General features: G+C 46.8%; 21 protein-coding genes. 19 read left to right on the top strand and 2 right to left on the bottom strand.

The genetic code is table 11. The annotated features are described in order from the left end of the window. Positions 1-147: 147 nt before the first annotated feature. Positions 148-342: a hypothetical protein gene (locus ACSQ8P_RS10565; protein WP_436235133.1), complete on the bottom strand. Its 195-nt coding sequence runs from the start codon at positions 340-342 to the stop codon at positions 148-150. Between the two features lie 259 nt (positions 343-601). Between ACSQ8P_RS10565 and sigK the strand changes: the two genes are divergently transcribed. From sigK to ACSQ8P_RS10580, 3 genes are all read left to right on the top strand, one after another. Continuing rightward, positions 602-1,132, top strand: coding sequence for an RNA polymerase sporulation sigma factor SigK (gene sigK, locus ACSQ8P_RS10570; RefSeq protein ID WP_436239493.1), 531 nt, complete (start codon positions 602-604; stop codon positions 1,130-1,132). 56 nt (positions 1,133-1,188) lie between these two features. Continuing rightward, complete coding sequence (locus ACSQ8P_RS10575) at positions 1,189-1,860, top strand: ABC transporter ATP-binding protein (protein ID WP_436235134.1); 672 nt, start codon at positions 1,189-1,191, stop codon at positions 1,858-1,860. A gap of 521 nt (positions 1,861-2,381) precedes the next feature. Further along, positions 2,382-2,675 (top strand): ATP-binding cassette domain-containing protein, encoded by a 294-nt coding sequence (locus tag ACSQ8P_RS10580; RefSeq protein ID WP_436235135.1) that lies wholly within the window; start codon positions 2,382-2,384, stop codon positions 2,673-2,675. A 381-nt stretch (positions 2,676-3,056) separates the two neighbouring features. On the opposite strand, the gene ACSQ8P_RS10585 is transcribed toward ACSQ8P_RS10580, so the two are convergent. Continuing rightward, positions 3,057-3,380: an NIPSNAP family protein gene (locus tag ACSQ8P_RS10585; protein WP_436235136.1), complete on the bottom strand. Its 324-nt coding sequence runs from the start codon at positions 3,378-3,380 to the stop codon at positions 3,057-3,059. A 166-nt stretch (positions 3,381-3,546) separates the two neighbouring features. Here ACSQ8P_RS10585 and ACSQ8P_RS10590 point away from each other — a divergent pair, with 166 nt between their 5' ends. The 16 genes from ACSQ8P_RS10590 (at position 3,547) to ACSQ8P_RS10665 (ending at position 22,257) form a co-directional block, all read left to right on the top strand. Beyond that, positions 3,547-4,554: a LacI family DNA-binding transcriptional regulator gene (locus ACSQ8P_RS10590; protein WP_436235137.1), complete on the top strand. Its 1,008-nt coding sequence runs from the start codon at positions 3,547-3,549 to the stop codon at positions 4,552-4,554. Positions 4,555-4,663: 109 nt separating this feature from the next. Then, positions 4,664-6,094: an aldehyde dehydrogenase family protein gene (locus tag ACSQ8P_RS10595; protein ID WP_436235138.1), complete on the top strand. Its 1,431-nt coding sequence runs from the start codon at positions 4,664-4,666 to the stop codon at positions 6,092-6,094. 105 nt (positions 6,095-6,199) lie between these two features. Then, entirely contained in the window at positions 6,200-7,327 is a 1,128-nt protein-coding gene (locus ACSQ8P_RS10600) for an iron-containing alcohol dehydrogenase (protein WP_436239494.1), read from the top strand. Positions 7,328-7,342: 15 nt separating this feature from the next. Next, a complete protein-coding gene (locus ACSQ8P_RS10605; protein WP_436235139.1) occupies positions 7,343-8,518 on the top strand; it encodes an iron-containing alcohol dehydrogenase in 1,176 nt (391 codons plus the stop codon). A 19-nt stretch (positions 8,519-8,537) separates the two neighbouring features. Continuing rightward, a complete protein-coding gene (locus tag ACSQ8P_RS10610) occupies positions 8,538-9,989 on the top strand; it encodes a CoA-acylating methylmalonate-semialdehyde dehydrogenase (RefSeq protein WP_436235140.1) in 1,452 nt (483 codons plus the stop codon). A gap of 181 nt (positions 9,990-10,170) precedes the next feature. Further along, complete coding sequence (locus ACSQ8P_RS10615; protein ID WP_436235141.1) at positions 10,171-11,190, top strand: response regulator transcription factor; 1,020 nt, start codon at positions 10,171-10,173, stop codon at positions 11,188-11,190. A gap of 210 nt (positions 11,191-11,400) precedes the next feature. After that, a complete protein-coding gene (locus ACSQ8P_RS10620) occupies positions 11,401-11,574 on the top strand; it encodes a hypothetical protein (RefSeq protein ID WP_436235142.1) in 174 nt (57 codons plus the stop codon). After that, positions 11,571-12,890: a sulfatase-like hydrolase/transferase gene (locus tag ACSQ8P_RS10625; protein ID WP_436235143.1), complete on the top strand. Its 1,320-nt coding sequence runs from the start codon at positions 11,571-11,573 to the stop codon at positions 12,888-12,890. The genes ACSQ8P_RS10620 and ACSQ8P_RS10625 overlap by 4 nt, the downstream gene beginning before the upstream one ends. 184 nt (positions 12,891-13,074) lie before the next feature. Next, the gene (locus tag ACSQ8P_RS10630; protein ID WP_436235144.1) at positions 13,075-14,910 is read left to right on the top strand and encodes a cache domain-containing sensor histidine kinase; all 1,836 of its coding nucleotides are present in this window, start codon (positions 13,075-13,077) and stop codon (positions 14,908-14,910) included. Positions 14,911-15,111: 201 nt separating this feature from the next. Next, the gene (locus tag ACSQ8P_RS10635) at positions 15,112-16,068 is read left to right on the top strand and encodes an ABC transporter permease (RefSeq protein WP_436235145.1); all 957 of its coding nucleotides are present in this window, start codon (positions 15,112-15,114) and stop codon (positions 16,066-16,068) included. 1 nt (position 16,069) lies between these two features. After that, positions 16,070-16,939 carry a carbohydrate ABC transporter permease gene (locus ACSQ8P_RS10640; protein ID WP_436235146.1) on the top strand — a complete coding sequence of 290 codons (870 nt, stop codon included), beginning with the start codon at positions 16,070-16,072 and terminating at the stop codon, positions 16,937-16,939. A 19-nt stretch (positions 16,940-16,958) separates the two neighbouring features. After that, positions 16,959-18,398 (top strand): sulfatase-like hydrolase/transferase, encoded by a 1,440-nt coding sequence (locus ACSQ8P_RS10645; RefSeq protein ID WP_436235147.1) that lies wholly within the window; start codon positions 16,959-16,961, stop codon positions 18,396-18,398. Positions 18,399-18,413: 15 nt separating this feature from the next. After that, complete coding sequence (locus ACSQ8P_RS10650; RefSeq protein WP_436235148.1) at positions 18,414-19,049, top strand: chromate transporter; 636 nt, start codon at positions 18,414-18,416, stop codon at positions 19,047-19,049. 20 nt (positions 19,050-19,069) lie between these two features. Further along, positions 19,070-19,609, top strand: a complete 540-nt coding sequence (locus tag ACSQ8P_RS10655) for a chromate transporter (RefSeq protein WP_436235149.1) — start codon at positions 19,070-19,072, stop codon at positions 19,607-19,609. Positions 19,610-19,631: 22 nt separating this feature from the next. Beyond that, entirely contained in the window at positions 19,632-20,606 is a 975-nt protein-coding gene (locus tag ACSQ8P_RS10660) for a formylglycine-generating enzyme family protein (RefSeq protein WP_436235150.1), read from the top strand. A 133-nt stretch (positions 20,607-20,739) separates the two neighbouring features. Continuing rightward, positions 20,740-22,257: an extracellular solute-binding protein gene (locus ACSQ8P_RS10665; RefSeq protein ID WP_436235151.1), complete on the top strand. Its 1,518-nt coding sequence runs from the start codon at positions 20,740-20,742 to the stop codon at positions 22,255-22,257. Positions 22,258-22,301: the final 44 nt, after the last annotated feature.

The following is a 22,301-nucleotide window of genomic DNA, read 5'->3' on the forward strand; positions in this document are numbered from 1 at the left end:
CCAAATCGTTGTTTTGCCAAGAAGAGGCTTTCCCAAGAGATTGATTACTCGGGAAAGCCTCTTCTAGTTTGACTGAAATGGAGGGAACCGGGATTTGCCGCGGCCGGCAGGAGGGGCCTTGTCACTAAGCTGAAGTGCAGGGGGGTATTATTTGGAAGAAATTATGATATCTGGAATTTCAATATCCCCCAGTTGTACTTGTACCGTAATGGTGATCACCTTGTTTGCTATGTTTCCCCCAATCAGGATCGCACCTTCCTGGTTATCTTTGGCAAGAATGCCATGAAGAATGGCATTCTCCACGAGCGGCTGCAGCGTTATTTTGGGTGTTATATGTACCAATATGTTCGTCTAGCGCGATGTGCAGGTTTAATTTGTTGGTATATAAGAGAGGGTCAGTTCGATATCTTCTTGAATGGTGATGATATCTTTTCCTTTGCTTAAACTTAATTTATAAAATTTCGCTAGAGCCAGAACCCAGAAAATGGGGATTTATTTGTGCCTGAAGCGCTATATGTTCGGCAGTTTTTAATGCCTGTCACGCTATTTACATTTTCGTAGTAAAATGCGTTAGGCAGGAGAACACTGACCTTGGAATTAAATTACGTTGCTTCGTGTTCACAACCTCAAAAAATTCGACAATACAGGGGAAGATCTTGAGGATTTGATCTCCATTGGGACCATCGGATTGATCAAAGCCATCGAATCCTTCTCCCCAAACAAAGGGACAAAGTTGGCGACTTTTGCGGCACGTTGTATCGAGAATGAGATTCTGATGCATCTGCGCTCCTTGAAGAAAACACGTAAAGATGTATCTCTGCATGATCCTATTGGAACGGATAAAGAGGGGAATGAAATTACGCTCATCGACATACTCGGCAGCGAGGCGGACGATGTGGTGGACGCGGTGCAGCTGAAGATCGAGAAGTCGAAAATTTACAGAAATCTGGAAATTCTGGACGATCGAGAGAAGGAAGTTGTTGTTGGCCGATTCGGATTGGAGCTTGGTGGCGAAGAGCGGACGCAGCGGGAAATTGCGAAGGAGCTGGGGATTAGCCGGTCCTATGTGTCGCGGATTGAGAAGCGGGCGCTCATGAAGCTGTATCATGAGTTTTATAAGGCGAAGAGGTAAGGGGAATTGAATCGCATTCTTCATTCATTTGGCATCAAATAATGGAGGCGAAGACAATGACAGCCTTAATCCAAATTGAGCATGTTAGTAAATTTTATCATATGGGCGGCGAAACGATCCGTGCGTTGGATGATATTACGTTAGACATTGTTCAGGGTGAATATGTCGCCATAATGGGGCCGTCGGGATCCGGAAAGTCCACGCTGATGAATATCATCGGCTGCTTGGACGTATCGGACGAAGGTATCTACACCCTCGATGGGAAGCAAATTCACGCCATGAGTGATTCACAGCTGGCCGAGATACGGAATCGGAAAATAGGGTTCGTTTTCCAGAGCTTCAATCTGCTGCCGAGATTAAACGCTTATGAGAATGTGGAGTTACCTTTGATTTATAGGGGATTATCGAGAAAACAGCGAGAGCCGTTAGTTTTACAGGCACTGGAAGCGGTGGATTTGTTGGATCGAAAGAAGCACTTTCCTTCGGAGCTATCTGGCGGACAACAACAGCGTGTCGCAATTGCACGTACATTGGCTGGCGATCCGCCGATCATTTTGGCGGATGAGCCTACAGGTGCACTGGATTCGAAGATGGGCGCGGAGATCATGGATATTTTCAGGCGATTGAACGAGCAGGGACGGACGATTATTGTGATTACGCATGATTGGCAGGTAGCAGAGCAGGCGAAGCGGGTTGTAAGGTTTCGGGATGGAAGATTGGTTCATTGAGTTCGGAATGAAAAGATATCGGGCAAGTACTTCTTGATCGATTGTTTGGTTAGAGACTCATTAAAACATAATAATACGTTCTTACACTGTAAAACCCGTGCAAATTGCGCGGGTTTATTTTTAATGTATATTGGTAGTTAAAATATAGTGATTGAAAGGAAACCGAGTGAACAAGTCTCCCTAACAAAAAACGAGAGGGAGATTTGGCGCCCACTTAGGATACAACAAAATTTACGACGAGACCCTAATGGAAAAGAGCTAAGTATTATGAAATAGTACTGCAAAGTTAATTCTATAAACAATAAATTAATGAGTTAACTAAGAACGTGGCTAATGAGTTCGCGGACCAGATATGGGGCGCATAGCGGAAGAAATATAAATAGCTTGCTTTGTGGAGGTTCCCTGATCGGCGCCATTCTTATGGTTGTTTAAGGCATCGTGGGCCAAGAGACATCCTGGAGTTACCGTTGATTTATCGCGGGTTGACTAAAAAGCAGCGGGAGCCACTTGTTTTGTAAGCGTTGGAAGCAGTAGATTTGCTTGATCGGAGGAAGCACTTTCCTGCGGAGTTATTAGGAGGGCAGCAGCAACGTATTGCTATTGCACAGGCGTTGGCGGGAGATCCATCGATTATTTTGGTGGATGAGCCTACGGGAGCGTTAGATTCAAAAACAGGTGTGGAGATTTTAAACATTTTAAAGAGATTAAATGTACAAGGTCGGACGATCATTTTGATTACGCATGAATTATTGATTGCGCAGCAGGCGAAGCGGATTGTGAGGTTTCGGGATGAGCGGTTATATAAAGATGATTAATTGGTGATTTATAAGACAGGGACTCCTTGAGAAATAAAGGGTTTCGGGGAGGTTGTTAATCTGTTTCATAAGGATATTCTGTATAGGAATTTCTCCAAAGGTGAAATTAACACGGAGACCAGAGGAACACAAGAGTTTAGAGAACTGACATAAAAGTCGTCAAAGATTTTCTCTAGTCGTCGTCAGACAATTATCCATTATAGTGCTATAGATGACAAAGTAGAAGTGCAAATTGACTATGAAGGAATGTAATTGTAAACACCAGAAGGTTGCCAAAAGGTCGGTGGCATCTATTCGCAAACGAAAAGGATCCCCGTAACTAGTCTAGCGAGGCTCCTTTCCTGTATATACCAGCTTTGAGGAGAAACTACCAAATCAAGGCTAACGCTTAAAAAATGCTGCCCGATTCATGAGAATCTCTTCGATTTTCTCCACAATCGGCCCATTTTCCTCTGACTTGCGTTTCACCTTGATCCACTCCGGGTCTTGCCGAAATGTATCCCACTGCCGTTGCCGTTCTTCCTTATTTCTATATTCCATTACGTAATACAGCTTCGAAAGGCCAGTCTGATCGATCCAGAAATCGTTCACTTTCATCCCCAACCGCTCGAAAATTACGAGCGTGTGCTGGTCGAAACGCTGTTGAATTGCGTCCATTTTCCCCTCATGCATCGTATAAATGCGCAGCTCATATAGCATATCCATTCCCTCGCTTCCGTTACGTCCCTGTAACGAGTCTGATTTTGTTCTCCGATCTCACAGTAGCATGAATTTCCCCGTTAGAGCAATAAAAAAACTTCATTGACAAGAAAACTGGTTCAAATTATGATGAACATATGAATACGTATTCAAAATTAAAGTAGGTGATATAGTGGTTTCTTCTCATGATGTTGCAAAATTAGCAGGTGTATCACAATCCACGGTTTCCAGAGTACTAAATGGGTCTAGTTTAGTGAAATCAGCAACAGTGGAAAAAGTGGAAAGAGCAATGAAAGAACTTCAATTTCGTCCGAACCTTGTTGCTCGAAGTCTTGTTAAGAATAAAACCAATACAATTGCTTTGATCTCTGAGCACTTAAATAACCCTTTCTATGTGGAGACGACTACCAAGATCGTAAACATTGCTACCGAGAAAGGTTACAACGTGTCTGTTTATTTTCACCATATTGGCGATGACGCCAGCTTGTATCATTCGGTTTTAAGCCATCGTGTGGATGGGATTGTCATGTCCTCCATTCTCATCGATGACCCGATCTATTCAGAGCTTGAAGATCTGGGCATTCCGGTTGTCACATTCAATCGAAAGCATCGAGAGGGCGGTAATTACATTGAGTTGAATAATGGGAAAGCTTCAGGCATTGCTGTCGATCACCTTGTTTCGCTGGACCATCAGAGGATCGCTTACATAGGTGGGTCACAGTACGCATCCACTTTTTTTGGCCGGCAAGAAGGTTATTTGGAAGCAATGAGCCGTCATTCTCTAGAGGTTTTGAATGAGTGGGTCAAGATTACCGATACGAGAGAGGATGCTATCAAAGAGGCTTTAGATGATTTAGTCAATCTTCAGGATATGGAAAGACCTACAGCGATTGTTGCGGCAACGGATGCAATTGCGCTCGAATGTCTGGATCATCTGCTTCAGCTCGGGATCCGTGTCCCAGACCAGATGAGCCTTTGCGGGATTGATAATATAAAAATTTCTGCTCATAACGCCATACAATTGACAACAGTCGGTGGCCAATCCCAAATAAGCATGGGTGAACTTGCGATTGAACGCCTCATTGAAATGATTGAACAGGAGGAGTCCCGTCAAACACCTAAACAATATACATTAGAACCAGTATTAATTAAAAGAAAAAGTACATCGAGTTTGACATAATTTTTTTGATCTTAAATGAATACGTATTCATAACTAATCAGCTATACAAACCGGCATCTGGAAAAATTCCGAAAATTGCATAGATAAAAAGGAAGGTTGATGGGGAGAGATGAACAAGGGAATTTTTATAGACGGACATTATGTTGAGGCAAAACGATACTATGAGCTGTTCAATCCATATTCCGGAGCGAAGTTAGCGGACGTAGCGTTATCATCGCCAGTGGAGATGACCGGCGCAATTGCCTCCGCTCAAGAAGGTTTCTATCGCATGAGGAGCCTTCCTGCACATCGAAGGGCAGAAATTTTATATCGGACCGCGGAGTTGTATAGGCAGAAAAGAGAGGAAGCCGCGCGCATCTTAAGTGAGGAAGCAGCAAAACCAATAAGCGCTGCAAGAGTGGAAATAGATCGGGCAATTCAAACACTTCTTTTTTCGGCAGAAGAAGCAAAGCGAGTCTGCGGTGAGAACGTACCCATGGATGCCGCTGTTGGCGGTGAAGGGCGCTATGCGTTTACGATACGTCAACCGATCGGTGTTGTAGGTGCCATTACACCTTTTAACTTCCCTCTGAATCTCTTGGTTCATAAAGTCGGGCCAGCCCTTGCCGCCGGAAATAGCATTGTCGTTAAGCCGGCAGAGCAAACTCCGCTTTCCGCTTTTTATCTAGCGGAACTGCTCACGGAATCGGGTGCGCCACGAGGTGCGATAAGCATCGTGTCAGGCGAAGGTCCTGTTCTTGGCAAGGTGCTGCTTAGTGATGACAGAATCCGAAAAATATCATTTACAGGAAGCCCCGAAGTCGGGATTGCAATAAAAAGCATGGCTGGGTTGAAAAAAATAACGTTAGAACTTGGAAGCAACTCCGCCATGTACATTGACAAGTCCGTGCGTGATCATCTGTTATCGATTGCGAAGCAAGCAGCACTCGGAGCTTTCGGTTACAGCGGTCAAGTATGCATTAGCACACAGCGAATATATGTTCATCAGGAACTTTATCCCGAGTTTATTCAAATGCTTAGCGAGGAAATTAATTGCATTCCAGTCGGTGATCCATTAGATGAACAGACGGTTGTAAGCTCCTTAATTAATACAAGATCGCAAAGTCGCATTATTTCATGGGTGGAAGAAGCGAAAGCTGAAGGTGCCGAGGTACTCACGGGTGGCTACGTTAAAGACGGGATCATGCTCCCAACCCTATTGACCAGCGTTTCACCGAGAATGAAAGTATCGTGCCAAGAGGTATTTGGTCCGGTGGTCATCGTTCATAGCGTTACTGACAGTCGTGAAGCAGTTTCCTTGATGAACCGCAGCCGATATGGGTTAAATGCCGGTGTATTTACGAATGATCTGATACAAGCGATGCAAATGGGCACAGACTTGGAGGTCGGTCAAGTTTTGGTCAACGATATTCCAAGTATCCGTTTCGATCATATGCCTTACGGCGGGTTGAAAGATTCTGGTTATGGCCTTGAGGGCGTCAAATATGCGGTCGAAGAAATGACCGAATTGAAATTGATCAGTCTTCGTTATCAAATATAGTTCGACAGAGGAATTTTACTGTGAAAAATGAATACGTAATCATTTAGGGGGCGAATGCTTTTGAATCATGAAATAAGAACATTTATATCTCCTGTGAAAATAATAATGGGTGTGGGAAGCTTGTCGCGCCTTCCTGATGAGATTAAATCCTTCAATGCGTCGAGAGTGATGGTGTTTGCCGATCCTGGAGTACTCAAAACAGGAATTCTAGATTCATTAACCCGCATACTAAACGACATCAATTTGGATTATACAATTTACAGTGAAATACAACCGGAGCCGCCTCTACATACAGCCGATCGGGCTGTTGCAGCACTGAGGGACAGCCAAGCAGAACTCGTAATAGGGATAGGCGGAGGCAGTTGTTTGGATATTGCAAAAGCTGCGGCTGTTCTTTGTAGACACGATGGAACCACTGCAGACTATTTGAACTTGACGGGAACCATGAGGCTAACGGATAAAGGTATTCCAAAAATATTAATTCCGACTACATCCGGGACAGGAGCGGAAGTTACCGATATCGCCGTATTCTCTTTGGAAGCGACGAAAGATGTTTTGACACACCCTTATTTATTGGCAGATACAGCTATCTTAGATCCTGAACTGACTTATTCACTCCCTCCTAAAATTACGGCATCAACCGGAATTGACGCATTGACGCATGCAGTTGAAGCCTTCATTTCCGTAAATGCCTCCCCTTTAACAGATTTGCTTGCTTTGGAGGCAATCAGAAAGATAAGTTCAAGTATTCGTACAGCCGTATGGCATGGTGCTAATAAAGCTGCCAGGTCAGAAATGTCATATGGGAGTTTGCTTGCAGGACTTAGCTTTTACAATGCGGGAGTTTCCGGAGTTCATGCTCTAGCGTACCCTTTGGGTGGACATTTCAAAATTTCTCATGGTGAATCCAACGCTGTTTTACTACCTTATGTGTTCGACTTCATATGGCCGGCATGTCTGGACAAAATGCAAATGATGGCGGAAGCGCTGGGTGTTCCGACCGAAGGATTAACGAAAAGAAAAGTAGCGCTTGCAACGGTTACCTGCTTTCAAGAAATGGTTCGGGATGTAGGGCTGTCGCTTTCACTTCAGGATTACGGCATTCGAAGGGAAGATATCGAGCTTCTGGCAAAGGACGCAATCAAACAAACCCGGTTATTAGATCGAAGTCCTATGCCGTATACTTTGAACGATATTACGCGTATTTACATGAATGCCTGGGAAAAAAATTAAAAAGAGGTGTCTGTAATGAAAACTTTTTCCACGTTCCATCTGCCACAAAATGTTATTTATGGTCGGGATGCTCTAACCCAACTAGGATGCCAAACCAGAAGGCTTGGTAAGAAGGCTTTGTTAATAAGTGATCGCATCATGGAGCAAATCGGGAATGTTTTGCTTTGCCGACAGTATTTGGAGGAAGCTGGGATTGTCTCTGCATGCTATTTGGATGTTAATTCTGAACCGAATGATGTTCATGTATCCGAAGCTCTTGCTATATGCTTGGAGCACCAATGCGATGTTATTATTGCGGTTGGAGGAGGGAGTTGTATAGATACTGCTAAGGCAGTCTCCGTCATCGCCGCGAACGGTGGAGACATTGGAGATTATATGGGTGGCGAAGCATTGCTTTCAGCAGCACCAATACCGCTGATTGCGATTCCGACGACGGCTGGAACCGGGTCGGAAATGACCGATGTAACGGTCATCATCAACACTCGAAACGATGTGAAAATGATGGTGAAACACGCGGCTTTTCTTCCTAGCGTAGCTATAGTGGATCCAACGCTAACTGTTTCAACACCGCCAAGCATAACCGCTGCCACTGGTATAGATGCACTTTGCCATGCGATAGAAGCCTACATCTCCCGCAAAGCGCAGCCTATGACAGATAACCTTGCCCTATCTGCAATAGAATTGATTTCCCGGAATTTACTTAAAGCTTATATGGAAGGCTCAGACCTGGATGCCAGAGAAAAAATGACACTTGCTTCCATGCAGGCGGGAGCTGCTTTCTCGAACGCGTCAGTCACTTTAGTTCATGGGATGTCCCGACCCATTGGAGCACTATTCCATGTGCCGCATGGCATCTCCAACGCGATGCTTCTTCCAGCAGTATTAGCATTTAGCAAAGAATTTGCACTGGAAAAATTGGCTGTTATCGGTCGTTTATTCTGTCCAGAGCAATCGCAGCTGTCTGATCAAGTAATGGCAGATGTTGCGGTCCAAGCAGTGAAACGGCTATGCAAGGACTTGCAAATACCTAATTTGGAAAACTGGGGTATCGATAAGGGGATATTCCAAGAATCCGTTTACAAAATGGCAGCGGATGCGTTGGCAAGTGGAAGCCCCAGAAACAATCCGCGCATCCCGTTGATTGAAGAAATTATTGATCTTTATCACATTTGCTATGATTACAAATTCTAACATATAGGATGGTGCTCTAATGACAAAAATAAATAGGCTGGCCAATTATATCGGAGGCAAATGGATTCCTTCTTCCTCCGAACAACATGAACTCGTTACCAACCCTGCTACGGAAGAGCCATTGGCATATGTCCCTCTTTCATCAGCTGAAGATGTGCAGTTGGCAGTATGTGCAGCAAATGAGGCTTTTCTTGAATGGAGCAAAGTGCCTGTTCCTCGTCGTGCCAGAATCTTATTTAAATATCAAAATATACTCATCCAGCATTGGGATGAACTCGCTCGGTTAATAACCCAAGAGAACGGAAAAAGCTATAGTGAAGCATACGGTGAGGTTCAGAGGGGGATTGAATGTGTTGAATTCGCATGCGGCGTCCCTACACTCATGATGGGCAGCGTGCTGCCTGATATCGCGACAGGTATAGAATCGAGCATGTATCGTTATCCGATTGGCGTTGTTGGCGGAATCACACCTTTCAATTTCCCAATGATGGTTCCGTGTTGGATGTTTCCTTTAGCTATTGCATGCGGCAATACATTTATTTTGAAGCCTTCGGAACGGACACCGCTACTCGCCGCCCGTCTTGCTGAATTATTTACAGCTGCTGGCCTGCCGGATGGCGTACTGAATATCATTAATGGCGGGAAGGACGTAGTCAACGAACTATTGAGCAATTCCGGGATTAGCGCGATTTCTTTTGTTGGTTCCCAATCTGTGGCGGAATACGTATATAAAACCGCTGCGGCATCTGGCAAAAGGGTGCAGGCGCTCGGAGGAGCCAAGAACCATTCAATTGTATTGCCGGATGCTGATCTGGGGCTTACGATTAAAGAAATTACTAGTGCTGCCTTCGGGTCTGCGGGTGAACGCTGTATGGCATGTTCGGTCGTAGTAGCCGTGGGTGAAGTTGCCGAATCGCTTGTTCAAGGTTTGAAAGAAGCGGCAAGTCAAATCCTAATCGGTAACGGATTAGAACCCAATGTGTTTTTGGGTCCAGTCATCAGACAGTCACATAAGGAAAAAACCATTTCCTACATTGAACAAGGGGAAAACGAAAATGCGGCATTGATTTTGGACGGACGTACCGCCAACGAAGCGAATAGAGTGGGTTATTTTGTGGGACCGACCATTTTCGATCATGTGAAGCCAGAGATGACGATATGGCAGGATGAAATTTTTGCACCTGTTTTATCCGTTGTTCGGGTGGAAAGTATAGAAGAGGCGGTTGATTTGGCAAACCGTTCTGAATTTGCAAATGGGGCTTGTCTTTATTCCAATAGTGCCAAAGCAATCCGTTACTTCAGGGAAAACATGGATGCGGGTATGCTTGGTTTGAACGTAGGCGTTCCAGCTCCGATGGCATTTTTCCCGTTCTCGGGCTATAAGAAATCGTTCTACGGTGATTTACATGCAAATGGAAGAGACGGCGTTGAATTTTATACAAGGAAAAAAATGGTCGTAGCTCGTTATTGAGAAATTTAGGTTAAAGACTTTTTGGTTGGCAAGAAGATTGCTCAAATTAACATTGTTTGTTACTTCTGCAAGGGTAAGCTTTCAGAGAATTGGATAATTTTCAACTCGCTAGTTTGAAAGGAAATGCTCCTCGGGGAACGAAGATATAATTCATAGAAAAAAGGTGAGAGGAGGCTCTCAAATGTACAATGTGCTTGTGGCAGAGGATGAGCATTGGATCCGCAGCGGTATCGTCGAGATGGTGGACCGGATCGGCGGGGGCTTTAAGGTAATCGGTGAGGCAGGAGATGGAGTAGAGGCTTGGAACATGATTCATGAGTTGTGTCCAACAGTCCTTATTACCGATATTATGATGCCGAAGATGGATGGGCTGTCTTTGATCAAACAAATCGATGAAATCAAATTCCCTATAATTAGTATTATTATTAGTGGCTACGATAACTTCTCTTATGCTCAGCAGGGCATTCGTTACGGTGTATCGGAATATTTGCTAAAGCCGGTACGGGAAGACGTGCTAAAGGAAGCGCTGGAGAGATCTCTGCAGCGGCTGGAGTGGATGCATCCTGTCCATGATCAACTGATGGGCATTAACACGTTTATGGACCGGATTCCAACGATGGATGTTCAGCAGATGATGGCGGAGCAGGGGCAGCTGGTGCAATCCATTTTGAAAAATAAAAGTTATCATCCCAGCTCTAAGCTCGGCTTGCTTAGCATCTTGGCCGGTAAGCTGAATGATTTGCTAGAGTACACGTATCCTGAATATCAGAAATCGGCTGTGCACGAAGAGCGCACGGAGGAAACGCTGAAAAAGCTTATTCAGCATCTAACAGAGACTTGGTGCCAATTCGACCAGCATCAGCATCATAAACGATCCTTCCGGCTCGTGATTAAGAAGGCAAGTGATTACGCAGAGAGGAGCTACATGCAGGAGATCAGTCTAACGCAGATCGCGGACTACTCCGGCCTTAGCGTGTCGCATTTCAGCGCTTTGTTCAAGCAGCATACAGGGGATTCGTTCGTCAGCTATATGAACAAATTCCGCATCGAGAAGGCAAAGCAGCTGCTGCTTGAGCCGGATCTGAAAGTATACCAGGTGGCAGATATGGTCGGCTTTTCGTCAATGCCTTATTTTAATCGGGTATTCAAAAATTTAACAGGCTTATCGCCGAATGAATATAGAAAAGGCATGGGGATATGACACCTATGAAGAAGAGATGGCAGGTATGTTGCGCTTTACTGCTGCTGGCATCCCTTGTTTCTTGGTACACGCTATCAAATTAGTATCGAAAGCGCCTGCAAGGTAGTTGAAGATGCCGCTGCGGCAAACGAGATGAGCGAAAAGCTTACGATCAAATGAAGGGGCGCTCTTCGAAGGAGAGGCTGGCCGTACGACCATCCTGAAAGAGTGATGAAAAGGCGGGCTGTTCAACCGGCTCAGGGCTGGCGGAGCAGCCTTTTTGGATTATCCCGGTATCGCAAATCAGAGGATTGTGTAACGACATATGGAAGCGGAATCAATATCATGAAGTCAGAGCAAGCTGCAGTTATTACTACTTTCGAAGAAAAGAGGAACCGTTTATGAAAAATGTCATGATGATCACGACAGATCAACAAAATTTAGATGCTATGGGCTGTGTCAATCCCAGTTACTATACCCCAAATCTGGATAGATTTGTAGATCGCAGCGTACGATTCACGGGCGTAATTTCTACCTCTGCACAGTGCTCGCCGTCACGGGCCACGTGGATGACGGGGAAATACCCACATCAGGTTGGCGTCAATAATATAGGTCATGTGCTAGATCCTAAGGAATGGGGCATCGCGAAAGACTTTAATCAGGCCGGTTATGAGACCGTTTACCTAGGCAAGTGGCATTTGGGGTTGTCTCCGGCGGATCACGAATTCCAAATAACAGATTACGGGTTGGACGGCTTTGAGCTGGGCGTGGCGAACAAGAACCCCCGGTATCACAGCCATAAGGATGCGATGACAACTGCGAAGGCGCTGAATTATTTGGAGGACTATGATGGCTGTAAGCCGTTCTTTATGGCACTGAACTGGTTTATGCCGCATCCGAACGTACCGGTTGACGGACCTTTTGAGCGGATTGATCCATATGCGGAACAGTTCCCGCTGGAGGTTATGCCCGTCCCGACCAGCTATTATCTGGATGACCTGTCGACCAAGCCTGCCTTTCAGCAGGAACGCTCCCGGACTGGCGAGTCCGATCTTACGGAGGAGTTGGTGCGGCGTGACGCTCAGCATTATCGTTCCATGCTGAAGCTGATGGATGAGAACCTTGGCCGCATCATGGAAAAGTTAGAAGCGAAGGGGCTGCTCGATAGCACCGCTATTCTGTTTACAACGGATCATGGCGATATGCAGGGAGCGCATAAGCTAAGGCTGAAGGGTGTTCTCCCGTATAAAGAGCTTTATAACGTACCTGTTATTCTGCATGTTCCCTGGGCTAACCCTGCTCGCAAGGTCATCCCAGATCTCGTGTCAAGTAGCGCCGTGACCGGAACGCTGCTGGATGCTGTCGGCATTGAGGTGCCAGCCGAATGCGAAGGTGGCTCGCTGATGCCACATCTTGCGCTGGCTCAGCCCCCGTCAGAGCAGCTCGTCTTCTTCGAGCATTATAAGGCCTATTGGGGATATCATCCTTTCCGTGGCGCGCAAACGCCGGAGTGGAAGTATGTGTACTACTATGAAGAGGATATAGAAGAGATGTACAACCTTAAGCAGGATCCGGACGAATTAGTTAACGTGGCAGGAAGGCCGGAAGCGGAGGAGGCGCGCCGTTCACTTCGCCAAGTCGTTGATGCTTGGTGGGAAGCGACAGGAGGATTATCCAAGCCTCCGATTCAAGATACCGTGAGTAAATGGGGGGAGGGCTGATCTAACCCTTCATAGACAGAAAGGATGTTATCCTAACCGATGACATCTTTTATTTTTTCAGGGATAACTTATCAGAAAATTGGATAAATGTTAATCAATTGTGTAAAGAGGGATATGCTTGTTGTAGAAAGAACATGTACAGATAGACGTGTATTAAATGAAAAATAGTAAAGGTATGGTTCCTATGAGACAATTTTGGATTCGCTTTCCAATCAAAGTGAGCATGGTCGTATTATTTTTGGCGATCAGTCTGTTGTCAATGATTCTAATGGGGATCATCTCCCACATCAACTACAGCAACACAGTGAAGAAGGATTTCCATACGGTCACGGACGAAGCGACGAAACGTCTGAATCATCATATCGAATTTTATATTGAGCAGCTGTCCAAGACAACAAAGACACTAGTGAAGGAGGAACTCATTCAGAGCTGGTTTGAAGGGAGCCGGCCCATCACTATATTTGAGACCGATGAAATTGAAGCCATGCTACGGCGTCATGTAACGTTGAATTACACTGAAGTGGCTGGGATGTTCCTCCTGTCGACGGACAAGCGGGTACTTGCTATGCGCAGCTTCCAGTCATCAACGGTAGTTTTTAGTGCTGAGCCTTGGTATTCCGTCCCTTTTTCCGAGCAGCGCGTCCTTATTCCGACCCATACCATTACGTACCCGCAGCAAACCGGCATGTCTGTCATTTCTCTGATGAATCCGGTCTACAGCAGCTCCAGTCTGGCTCCGCTCGGTTTTATCGTTATGGATATAGGGCTTCAAGAAATAGAAGCTACCTTTGAGCGCTCAAAATTAGGTGAGTCGGGACAGTTTATGCTGCTATCGCATGACGATACGATCGTTTATCATCCTGTAAAGGAATGGCGCGGCCGCAAGCTTGTCGATACGCCCTTGCGTCAAATCGCCACACCGTCCGAAGGCGGGGTGAGCACTCAAGTTTACAACGGGGAAAAGGTGCTCGTCTCAACAAGCAACTCCACAGTGTTAGGTTGGCGTGTTATGGCTATCATGCCGTTTGATGAGATGGCCAGCGGTCTTTATGCGGCGCGCAATTCCACCTTCCTTGCGTTTGCGCTCATAGCGGTTATGGTCATTTTTCTGGTACCGCTCGTCTCCAATCTATTCGTTAGACCGGTACTTCATCTTAAGCAGAATATGAACCGGGTGTCTCAAGGCGATTATAAGACAAGGGCTGAATTCTTGCAGGGGAAGAATGAATTCCAGAAGCTCAATTACAGCTTTAATAAAATGGTCGAGCAGCTGGACGAACAGTTGAATACGATTTCCGACCTAAAGCTGCAGGATGTGCATACGCGTCTGCGCCAGAAGGAGGCTTATATTAAGGCTCTCCAAAATCAAATCAATCCACATCTGCTGTATAATTCGCTGGATGTCATCAAGAGTATTGGGTATCTCCACGGGGATGACCTCGTCGTGAATATGGCCGCCAATCTTGCAGATGTTTACCGCTATACGGCCAAAATTTCGGATCATGAAGTGACCTTGAAGGAAGAGCTCATGATCTTGGAAAAGTACCTTGAGATTACCCATATCCGCTTTCCGAAAAAGTTTTTCAGCCAAATCACGGTGCATCCGAAATTCCATGATTGCCGGATTGTGAAGCTCACGGCCCAGCCGCTCGTCGAAAATGCCGTGAAATATGCGGTTGAACCGAGGGCAGGGGATGCTGCAATTTTGGTCAGCGCGTATGACGATAAGGATGACTTAGTGATTGAAATTGCTGACAATGGGCAAGGCATTTCGGAGGAGAAAATGGCCGAGCTTGCCCAAGAACTGGAGAAAATATCGGAGCATGTGAACAATCAGGAGTTCATACAGACGGAATCGCTTGGCATCCGCAACGTACACACCCGCTTATATTTAAAATACGGGGAAGGCTACGGTCTAAGCTTGTCATCCTTTCCTGACCGCGGCACCGTTATTTCGATTCGCATTCCTCTCACCTATAAAGGTGCCAGCCATTGTGAAAAGATCAGTGATTTGAGCTAGATTCAGGACGAACAACATTCCCACAACTGCAGAGCTGATTCTAAGGCTGCTCCACCGGATGTACCCGGAGGGCGGCCTTTTTCTTGTCCGATTTATCGTCGCGTGGTTTAGAAATCAGAGGATCGTGTAACGACGAATGAAAGCGGAACTATTATGATGTTGCTATATCAAATAACATGCTTCATGCAGGAGGGAAACAACATGCAGGGGGATTCCACAGTAAAGCTTGTGAAGCCTAAGGCGACAGCGCTCAGAAAGTCGCAGTTAAAGGAATGGAAGAGAGGTCTTCCGTTATATCTGATGATTATGCCGGGATTGTTATTTTTCCTCATTTTCCGCTATTTGCCGATGGGAGGAATCGTTATTGCTTTTCAGGAGTACAATCCGTTCGGCGGTTTCTTGGGAAGCGAGTGGGTAGGCTTCGCCCACTTTGAACGGCTGTTCGGAGAGCCGGATTTTTGGACGTTGTTAAAGAACACCCTTATCTTAAGTGCATTAAATTTGTTCCTGTTTTTCCCGGCTCCCGTGCTGATCGCCGTTTTCTTGAATGAGGTGCGGATGAAATGGTTTAAGAAATTTGTGCAAACGGCTATCTACATGCCGCACTTTCTGTCATGGGTTGTCGTCGTGGGGATTACCGTGATTTTGTTCGCGACACAAGAAGGAGCTATAAACAAAGGATTAGCTGGAGCTGGCTTTGAACGGATCGAGATTATGACAGACCCGAATTATTTCCGAATCGTGTACATTTTGCAGAGCATTTGGAAGGAAGCTGGATGGAATGCGGTGATCTTCCTGGCCGCGCTTGCCTCCATCGATCCTACGTTGTATGAGGCAGCCGTTGTCGACGGTGCTAACCGCTGGAAGCAGCTTTGGCACATTACCCTTCCTGCATTAAAAGGGACGATTATCATCCTGTTTATTCTAAGATTGGGTCATATCATGGACATTGGCTTCGAGCATATTTACTTGATGCAAAATTCGCTTAACCTGTCGGTTTCTGATGTGTTCGATACGTATGTATACCGCTCTGGCGTTCTGCAAGGCGAATTCAGCTATACAACGGCTGTGGGGCTTTTCAAATCGGTCGTAGGCTTAGTCTTGATTTTGCTGGCTAACAAGCTTTCCAAAAAAGCAGGAGAAGAGGGGGTTTACTAAAATGAATACATTTGATTCGCGTGGGAAGGACCCCGTTTTTACCGGATTAATTTATAGCCTGCTTATCATTTCGCTATTAGCCATTCTAGTGCCATTCGTGTATGTGGTTGCCAGCTCCTTTGCAACAGAGCATGAATTTGTGTCCCGTGGATTTTTCATCGTACCACATGAATGGACCATAGAAGCCTACGGTTATTTATTCAACAACGAAAACTTTATGAGGGCCTTCGGAAATGCCGTCACCATTACGGTAACCGGCACTTCCATCAACATCCTGCTTACAAGCTTGATGGCTTACGGCTTATCGAAAAGCTGGCTGAAGGGCCGCCGAACCATGAATTTCATGATTCTGTTCTCGATGATTTTCGCCGGAGGTATGATTCCGACGTATCTCGTTGTAAAGGAGCTTGGGCTTCTCAATAGCTATTGGGCGCTGTATCTGACAACAGCCATTGCACCGTTCAACCTGATCGTCATGCGCAGCTTCTTTCAAAATATTCCTTCCGAACTGGAGGAATCGGCTCGTATCGATGGCTGCTCCGAATTCCGCTTGTTCTGGCAAATCGTGATTCCGTTGTCGATGCCTGCTGTCGCTACATTTACGCTGTTCTACGCGGTTCAAAACTGGAACACTTACTTTCACGCGGTTCTTTTCCTTAACAACTCGTCGGATATGCCGCTGCAAGTGTTTTTGCGACAAATGCTGCTTGAGTCAGATTCCAGTATGGAAGACGGTGCAGGGGGCTTTGCTTACACCCCGGCCGTTAAGATGGCGGCAGTCCTGATTACGGCAGCTCCGCTGCTGGCTGTATATCCGTTTATGCAAAAGTATTTCAATAAAGGCATGTTGATGGGCTCGGTAAAGGGCTAAACAATGAGGTGAGATTATTATGAGCAGTAAACCAGACATGTTAGTATTTTTAAGTGATCAGCATCACGCGCAGTACGTTGGTTATGAGGGACATACGCTGGTGCGCACGCCGCACTTGGATCAATTGGCTAAGGAAGGTACTGTGTTGAGCTCGGCATATACTTCATGCCCGATTTGTGTTCCTTCGAGAATGTCCATGCTAACCGGACAGCTGCCGGAGAAAACGGGCATTTACACGAATGAAGGAGCGCTTGGCAGCGATCAAACAACCTTTCTGCACGGCATCGCTGCGCAAGGCTATGAGACCGTGCTGTGTGGGCGCATGCATTTTCTCGGTGAGGATCAGCGGCACGGGTTTACGCGCAGAATTATGGGGGAGCTGACACCGTTGTTCTGGGGACGCTATGGCCCGGCAAGGTCAGACCTCGGTCCATATGTCGGTACGATGGCGAATCAAAGCTTGAAAATTATCGGCGGCGGGACATCGCCTGTGCTCGAATACGATAAAGCCGTCATCAAGGCGGCATTGGACTATTTACAGCAGGACCATGGCAAGCCGCAATGTATCGTCGTCGGGACATACGGCCCGCACCATACTTTTGTTGCACCGCCGGAACGCTACACGTACTACAAAGAGCAGGTGGACATTCCGGAGTCGTTCTTGCACGATGACGGTCATCCCTTCCTGCGAAAGCTTCGTCAACAGCATCAGCTGACGGAGGAAAATGTCAAGAAGCTTCGTGCAGCCTATCTGGGGATGATCGAAACGATTGACAGTCAGGTTGGGGAAGTGCGAGGAGCTTGGAACCAGTACCTGCAGCGCAGCGGCAGACCTGGCGTGTTCGTCTACATGTCTGATCACGGCGAGCAAGCCGGGGAGCATGGACTGATCGGGAAGAACACCTTTTACGAGGGATCGGCGAAGATACCTATGATTGTTGAAGGAGAGGGAGTCGCTCAAGGACGTACCATTTCTCAGCCGGTTAGCATCATGGATCTGGGACCAACGCTTTGTGCGTATGCCGGAGCGAAAACGCCGCCGAGGCAGGATGGTATCAGCTTGAAGCCGCTGCTGAGCGGAGGAGCGGAAGATGAGGAGCGCATCATTGTCTGTGAGTATGTAGCCACGCTGGAAGGTTGCCACGTTCCTGGGCGCATGCTGCGGGAGGGAAGCTGGAAGTATGTTGCCTATGCGTTTCATGATGAGCACAATCAATTATTCGATCTGAGTTCCGATCCGTTGGAGATGCACAATGTGATTCACGAAAGAGCAGACATCGCTAAGCAGTTCCAAGCGGAGCTCGATGTATCGTGGGATATTCCCTCGATCATTGAGAAGCATCAAGTAAGAGTAGAGCATCATCGATTATTGGCGGAGTGGGGACTGGCCACGGATGTAAAGGAGTACGAGAGATGGCCGGTGCCGGAATCGGCTACTAGGCTGCCTGTCGTTGAATAGAATAGAGGTGCTAAGATGAAATCCATTTCCTGGACGCTGCTGGGACAAATCTTTTGGTCATTTTTCAAAATCGGTCCGGTGACGTTCGGCGGCGGCTATGCCATGATCCCGTTAATTGAACGTGAAGTCGTAGACAAGCGTAAGTGGGTGAAAAATAAAGATATCGCCGACATCTTCGCCATTTCCGAATCGATACCGGGGGCGATTGCGATTAACTCCGCAGCTTTCGTCGGTTTTCGTATCGCTGGCTTCTGGGGAGCTCTCGCTGCGCTGACCGGGGTGCTCCTTCCGACCTTCGCCATCGTCATCGGCCTCTGCATAGCCTTCTTAGAGGTTCAGCACAATCCGAAGATTGAGGCTGCCTTTCGCGGGATACGGGCGACAACGGTAGCGCTGATCGTCTACGCAGGTATTAAAATCGGTAAAACCGCCGTACTGGATAAAACGACCCTGTTCGTCGTCATGGGGACGGTTATCACAATGTTGGTTGGTCATATGAATCCGATAGTAATCATAGTTGCTGGGGCTGCCTTGGGAATAGGTCTCATCCGGCTGAAGAAAAAGCTCGGGATGCAGGTGAATATGGATCATGAGGAATCGGAGGTCCCTCGGTATAAATACACGGATTATTATATAGGGGATGGTATTTAGGAGAGGGTGCTAGCAAACACATGATATATTGGGACATATTTATTACTTTTCTTATGATAGGTTTTGTCTCCTTCGGCGGCGGCTACGCTATGATCCCCGTCATCGAGCGCCAGGTGACCGAGCACGGGTGGATGGGCATTCAAGATTTTACGGATGTCATTGCGGTAGCCGGCATGTCGCCGGGGCCGATCGGGACGAATAGCGCAATCTTTGTCGGCTACCAGGTAGCCGGATTGTCTGGAGCCGTGTTCGCGGCAGCAGGCATGGTGCTTCCTTCCTTGATAATTGTCGTCCTCGTCGGGAACTTTTTCAGCAGGCTGGATAAAAACCCGTGGGTACAATCCGCTTTTTACGGGCTAAGGCCTATTATTACGGGTCTTATTTTCTACGGTGCGATCCGCTTCGCGATAAGCAACCATATTTTCGGCGACCTGAGCATGGATACGCTAGGGGCTATGCTATTTTTTGGTGCGTCCCTCGTGGCCCTTCTCCGGTTTCGCATGCATCCTTTTTACGTTATTGTCATATCGGGACTATCGAGCGTCGTAATCTACAGTTAGCTTATATGGGAGGACTTTGTTCATGGAGATAAAATCATCATGCTGTGGGGCTTCAAGATCTGCTTCCTCAGGGCCAATCATCCCGATTGAAGCTTCGTTTTCCGAACCGAAGAAGCGTACAGCCAATCCAAACGAAGGGATGATTTTACTGGAAGGCGGCACCTTTCTGATGGGCACGGATGATAAGGATGGGTTTCCTTCGGATGGCGAGGGGCCAATTCGCAGTGTAACCGTTAGTCCGTTTTATGTGTCGCCATATACGGTAACGAATGCCGAGTATAAGGAATTTGTTGATACTACTGGGTATAAAACAGAGGCTGAGCAGTACGGCTGGTCCTTTGTCTTCCATCTATTGCTTTCAAAAGAAACGGCCCAAAAGGTTACACAAGTGGTGCAGAAGACCCCATGGTGGTGGTACGTAGAAGGCGCCGATTGGCGGCATCCGGAGGGATCGGATTCGACCATCGAGGATCGGCTGGACCATCCCGTGGTGCATGTCTCTTGGAATGATGCAATGACCTACTGCAAGTGGTCAGGCAAGCGCCTTCTGACGGAGGCGGAATGGGAGTATGCCGCACGAGGCGGACTTGTGCAGAAGAAGTATGCTTGGGGAGACTTGCTCAAGCCGGACGGCAAACATATGTGCAATATTTGGCAGGGGAAATTCCCAGAAAAAAATAATGCCAGCGACGGCTACATCGGAACAGCGCCGGTGCATGCTTTTCCGCCGAACGGCTATGGCTTGTACCAAACCGCAGGCAATGTGTGGGAATGGTGTGCGGATTGGTTCAACAAGGATTTCCACTTAACAGAGAGGCCGGTCAACCCTAAGGGGCCAGCGAGCGGACAGGCGAGAGTGATGCGGGGCGGGTCGTACCTGTGCCATAAGTCGTACTGCAACCGGTATCGTGTGGCTGCGAGAACGGCCAATACGCCGGATAGCTCGTCGGGCAATACGGGCTTTCGCTGTGCAGTCGATTATGTCGAATCGAAGTAATACCAGGCATGAATATGTTACGGTCGCAGATACTAGTTAATAAATCAGAGGATCGTGTAACGCCAAAATGACTTGATTGCCCTATCATAAGGATGTACCACATTAACGCTGAAAGAACGAAAGGGGAAAACATATGAAGAAGTTATTGGTTTTGTGTGCGCTGGCGCTCACGATAGGTAGTGCAGTAGGTTGCTCAAAGCAGGATGCTGGAAGCGCTTCACCGCAAAAAAGCGACGGTAATACGGCAACTGCAGTTGACATGAGCGAAAAGCTGACCATCAACTGGATGGCGCGTTCCTACCAAGGCGGGGGGTGGCCGGATGACAACCCGATGATCCAGGAATTGAACAAAAAGTTTAATGTAGATATTAAGATACAATGGGTGCCTGCAGCAAACTATAAAGAGAAGCTGAATGTACTAGCGGCTTCAAATGATTTCCCTGATGTGTTCTTAGTACTTAACCCGGAGTTCAATAAGTGGAAGAAGCAGGGATTGTTTCTGGATATCCAGCCTGATCTTCACCAATATCCGAACCTTTCCAACATTCCTAAAGATCGGCTGTACTCACTTAATCCGAAAGGCAAGCTCCTTGGCCTCCCTTACTATGTAACTGAAACTAGAGATTCATTGAGCATACGCGAGGACTGGCTGAAAAAGCTGAATCTGTCTGCGCCTAAAACCATCGACGAGTTCTACGAGGTGGCGAAAGCGTTTGCGACCAAAGATCCTGATGGCAACGGACAGCAGGACACAACCGGATTTTCTTTCTACTACGATCAAACGAACAATACGATTGTCGATGCTAACTTCATTATGGCTGGCTTCGGAATATCCAACCAATGGAAAGATGTAAACGGTAAATTAGTTCCCTATCAAACACAGGTGGAAGAATGGAAAAAATTCTTAACCTTCATGAACAAAGCCTATAATGAAGGCGTTCTGGATAAAGATTTTGCCGTTAATAAAGTCAGGTCAACCGTAGAGAAGTTCGAAGCAAATAAAGTTGGCTTCGCCTATTTGAATCCAAATGATTGGAAGAATCACGTCAACGCAGTTAAAAAATTGACCCCCGGCGCAGTTGTCACAGCAATTGATCCTCCCAAAGGTCCTACGGGACTGACAGGTACCATTACCTATGAAATGCTCGAGAAAAATGTCATCAATGCGAAGATCGATCCGAAAAAGCAGCAGCGGATCCTCAAGATTCTGGATTACTTCCTTTCCCCTGAAGGCTCGGACTTCATTAAAAACGGCATCGAAGGGGTTCATTACAAGAAAGTGTCCGACGGCAAGTATGAAAAGCTGCCGGCAGCGGACAAGGACCGTCAAAACCTGCTGAACAACTGGGTATTTCGCCCATTCGACCCAGGTATTCAGATGTACAAATGGGAGGACCCAACCTATCATCAAATGATCAGAGAAATGTTCGCAGCAAACGAGAAGAGTGTTTGGAGAAACAAGGGTGCGGGGCTGGAATCCGAAACGATGACGAAGAGCGGGGCAAACCTGAACATTAAATTTATGGAAACAGTCTCGAAGATCATTATGGGACGCGAGCCGGTATCCGCCATTGAGAAAGCATCCGCAGACTGGCTGGCAGGCGGCGGCAATAAAATCATTGAAGAAATAAACAAGTCTTACACGGAATAAGATTGCAGTAAAAATCCCTGAGGAGTCACAAACAACTGTTTGTG

Source organism: Paenibacillus sp. LjRoot153, assembly GCF_964253085.1.
Classification (GTDB): Bacteria; Bacillota; Bacilli; order Paenibacillales; family NBRC-103111; genus Paenibacillus_E.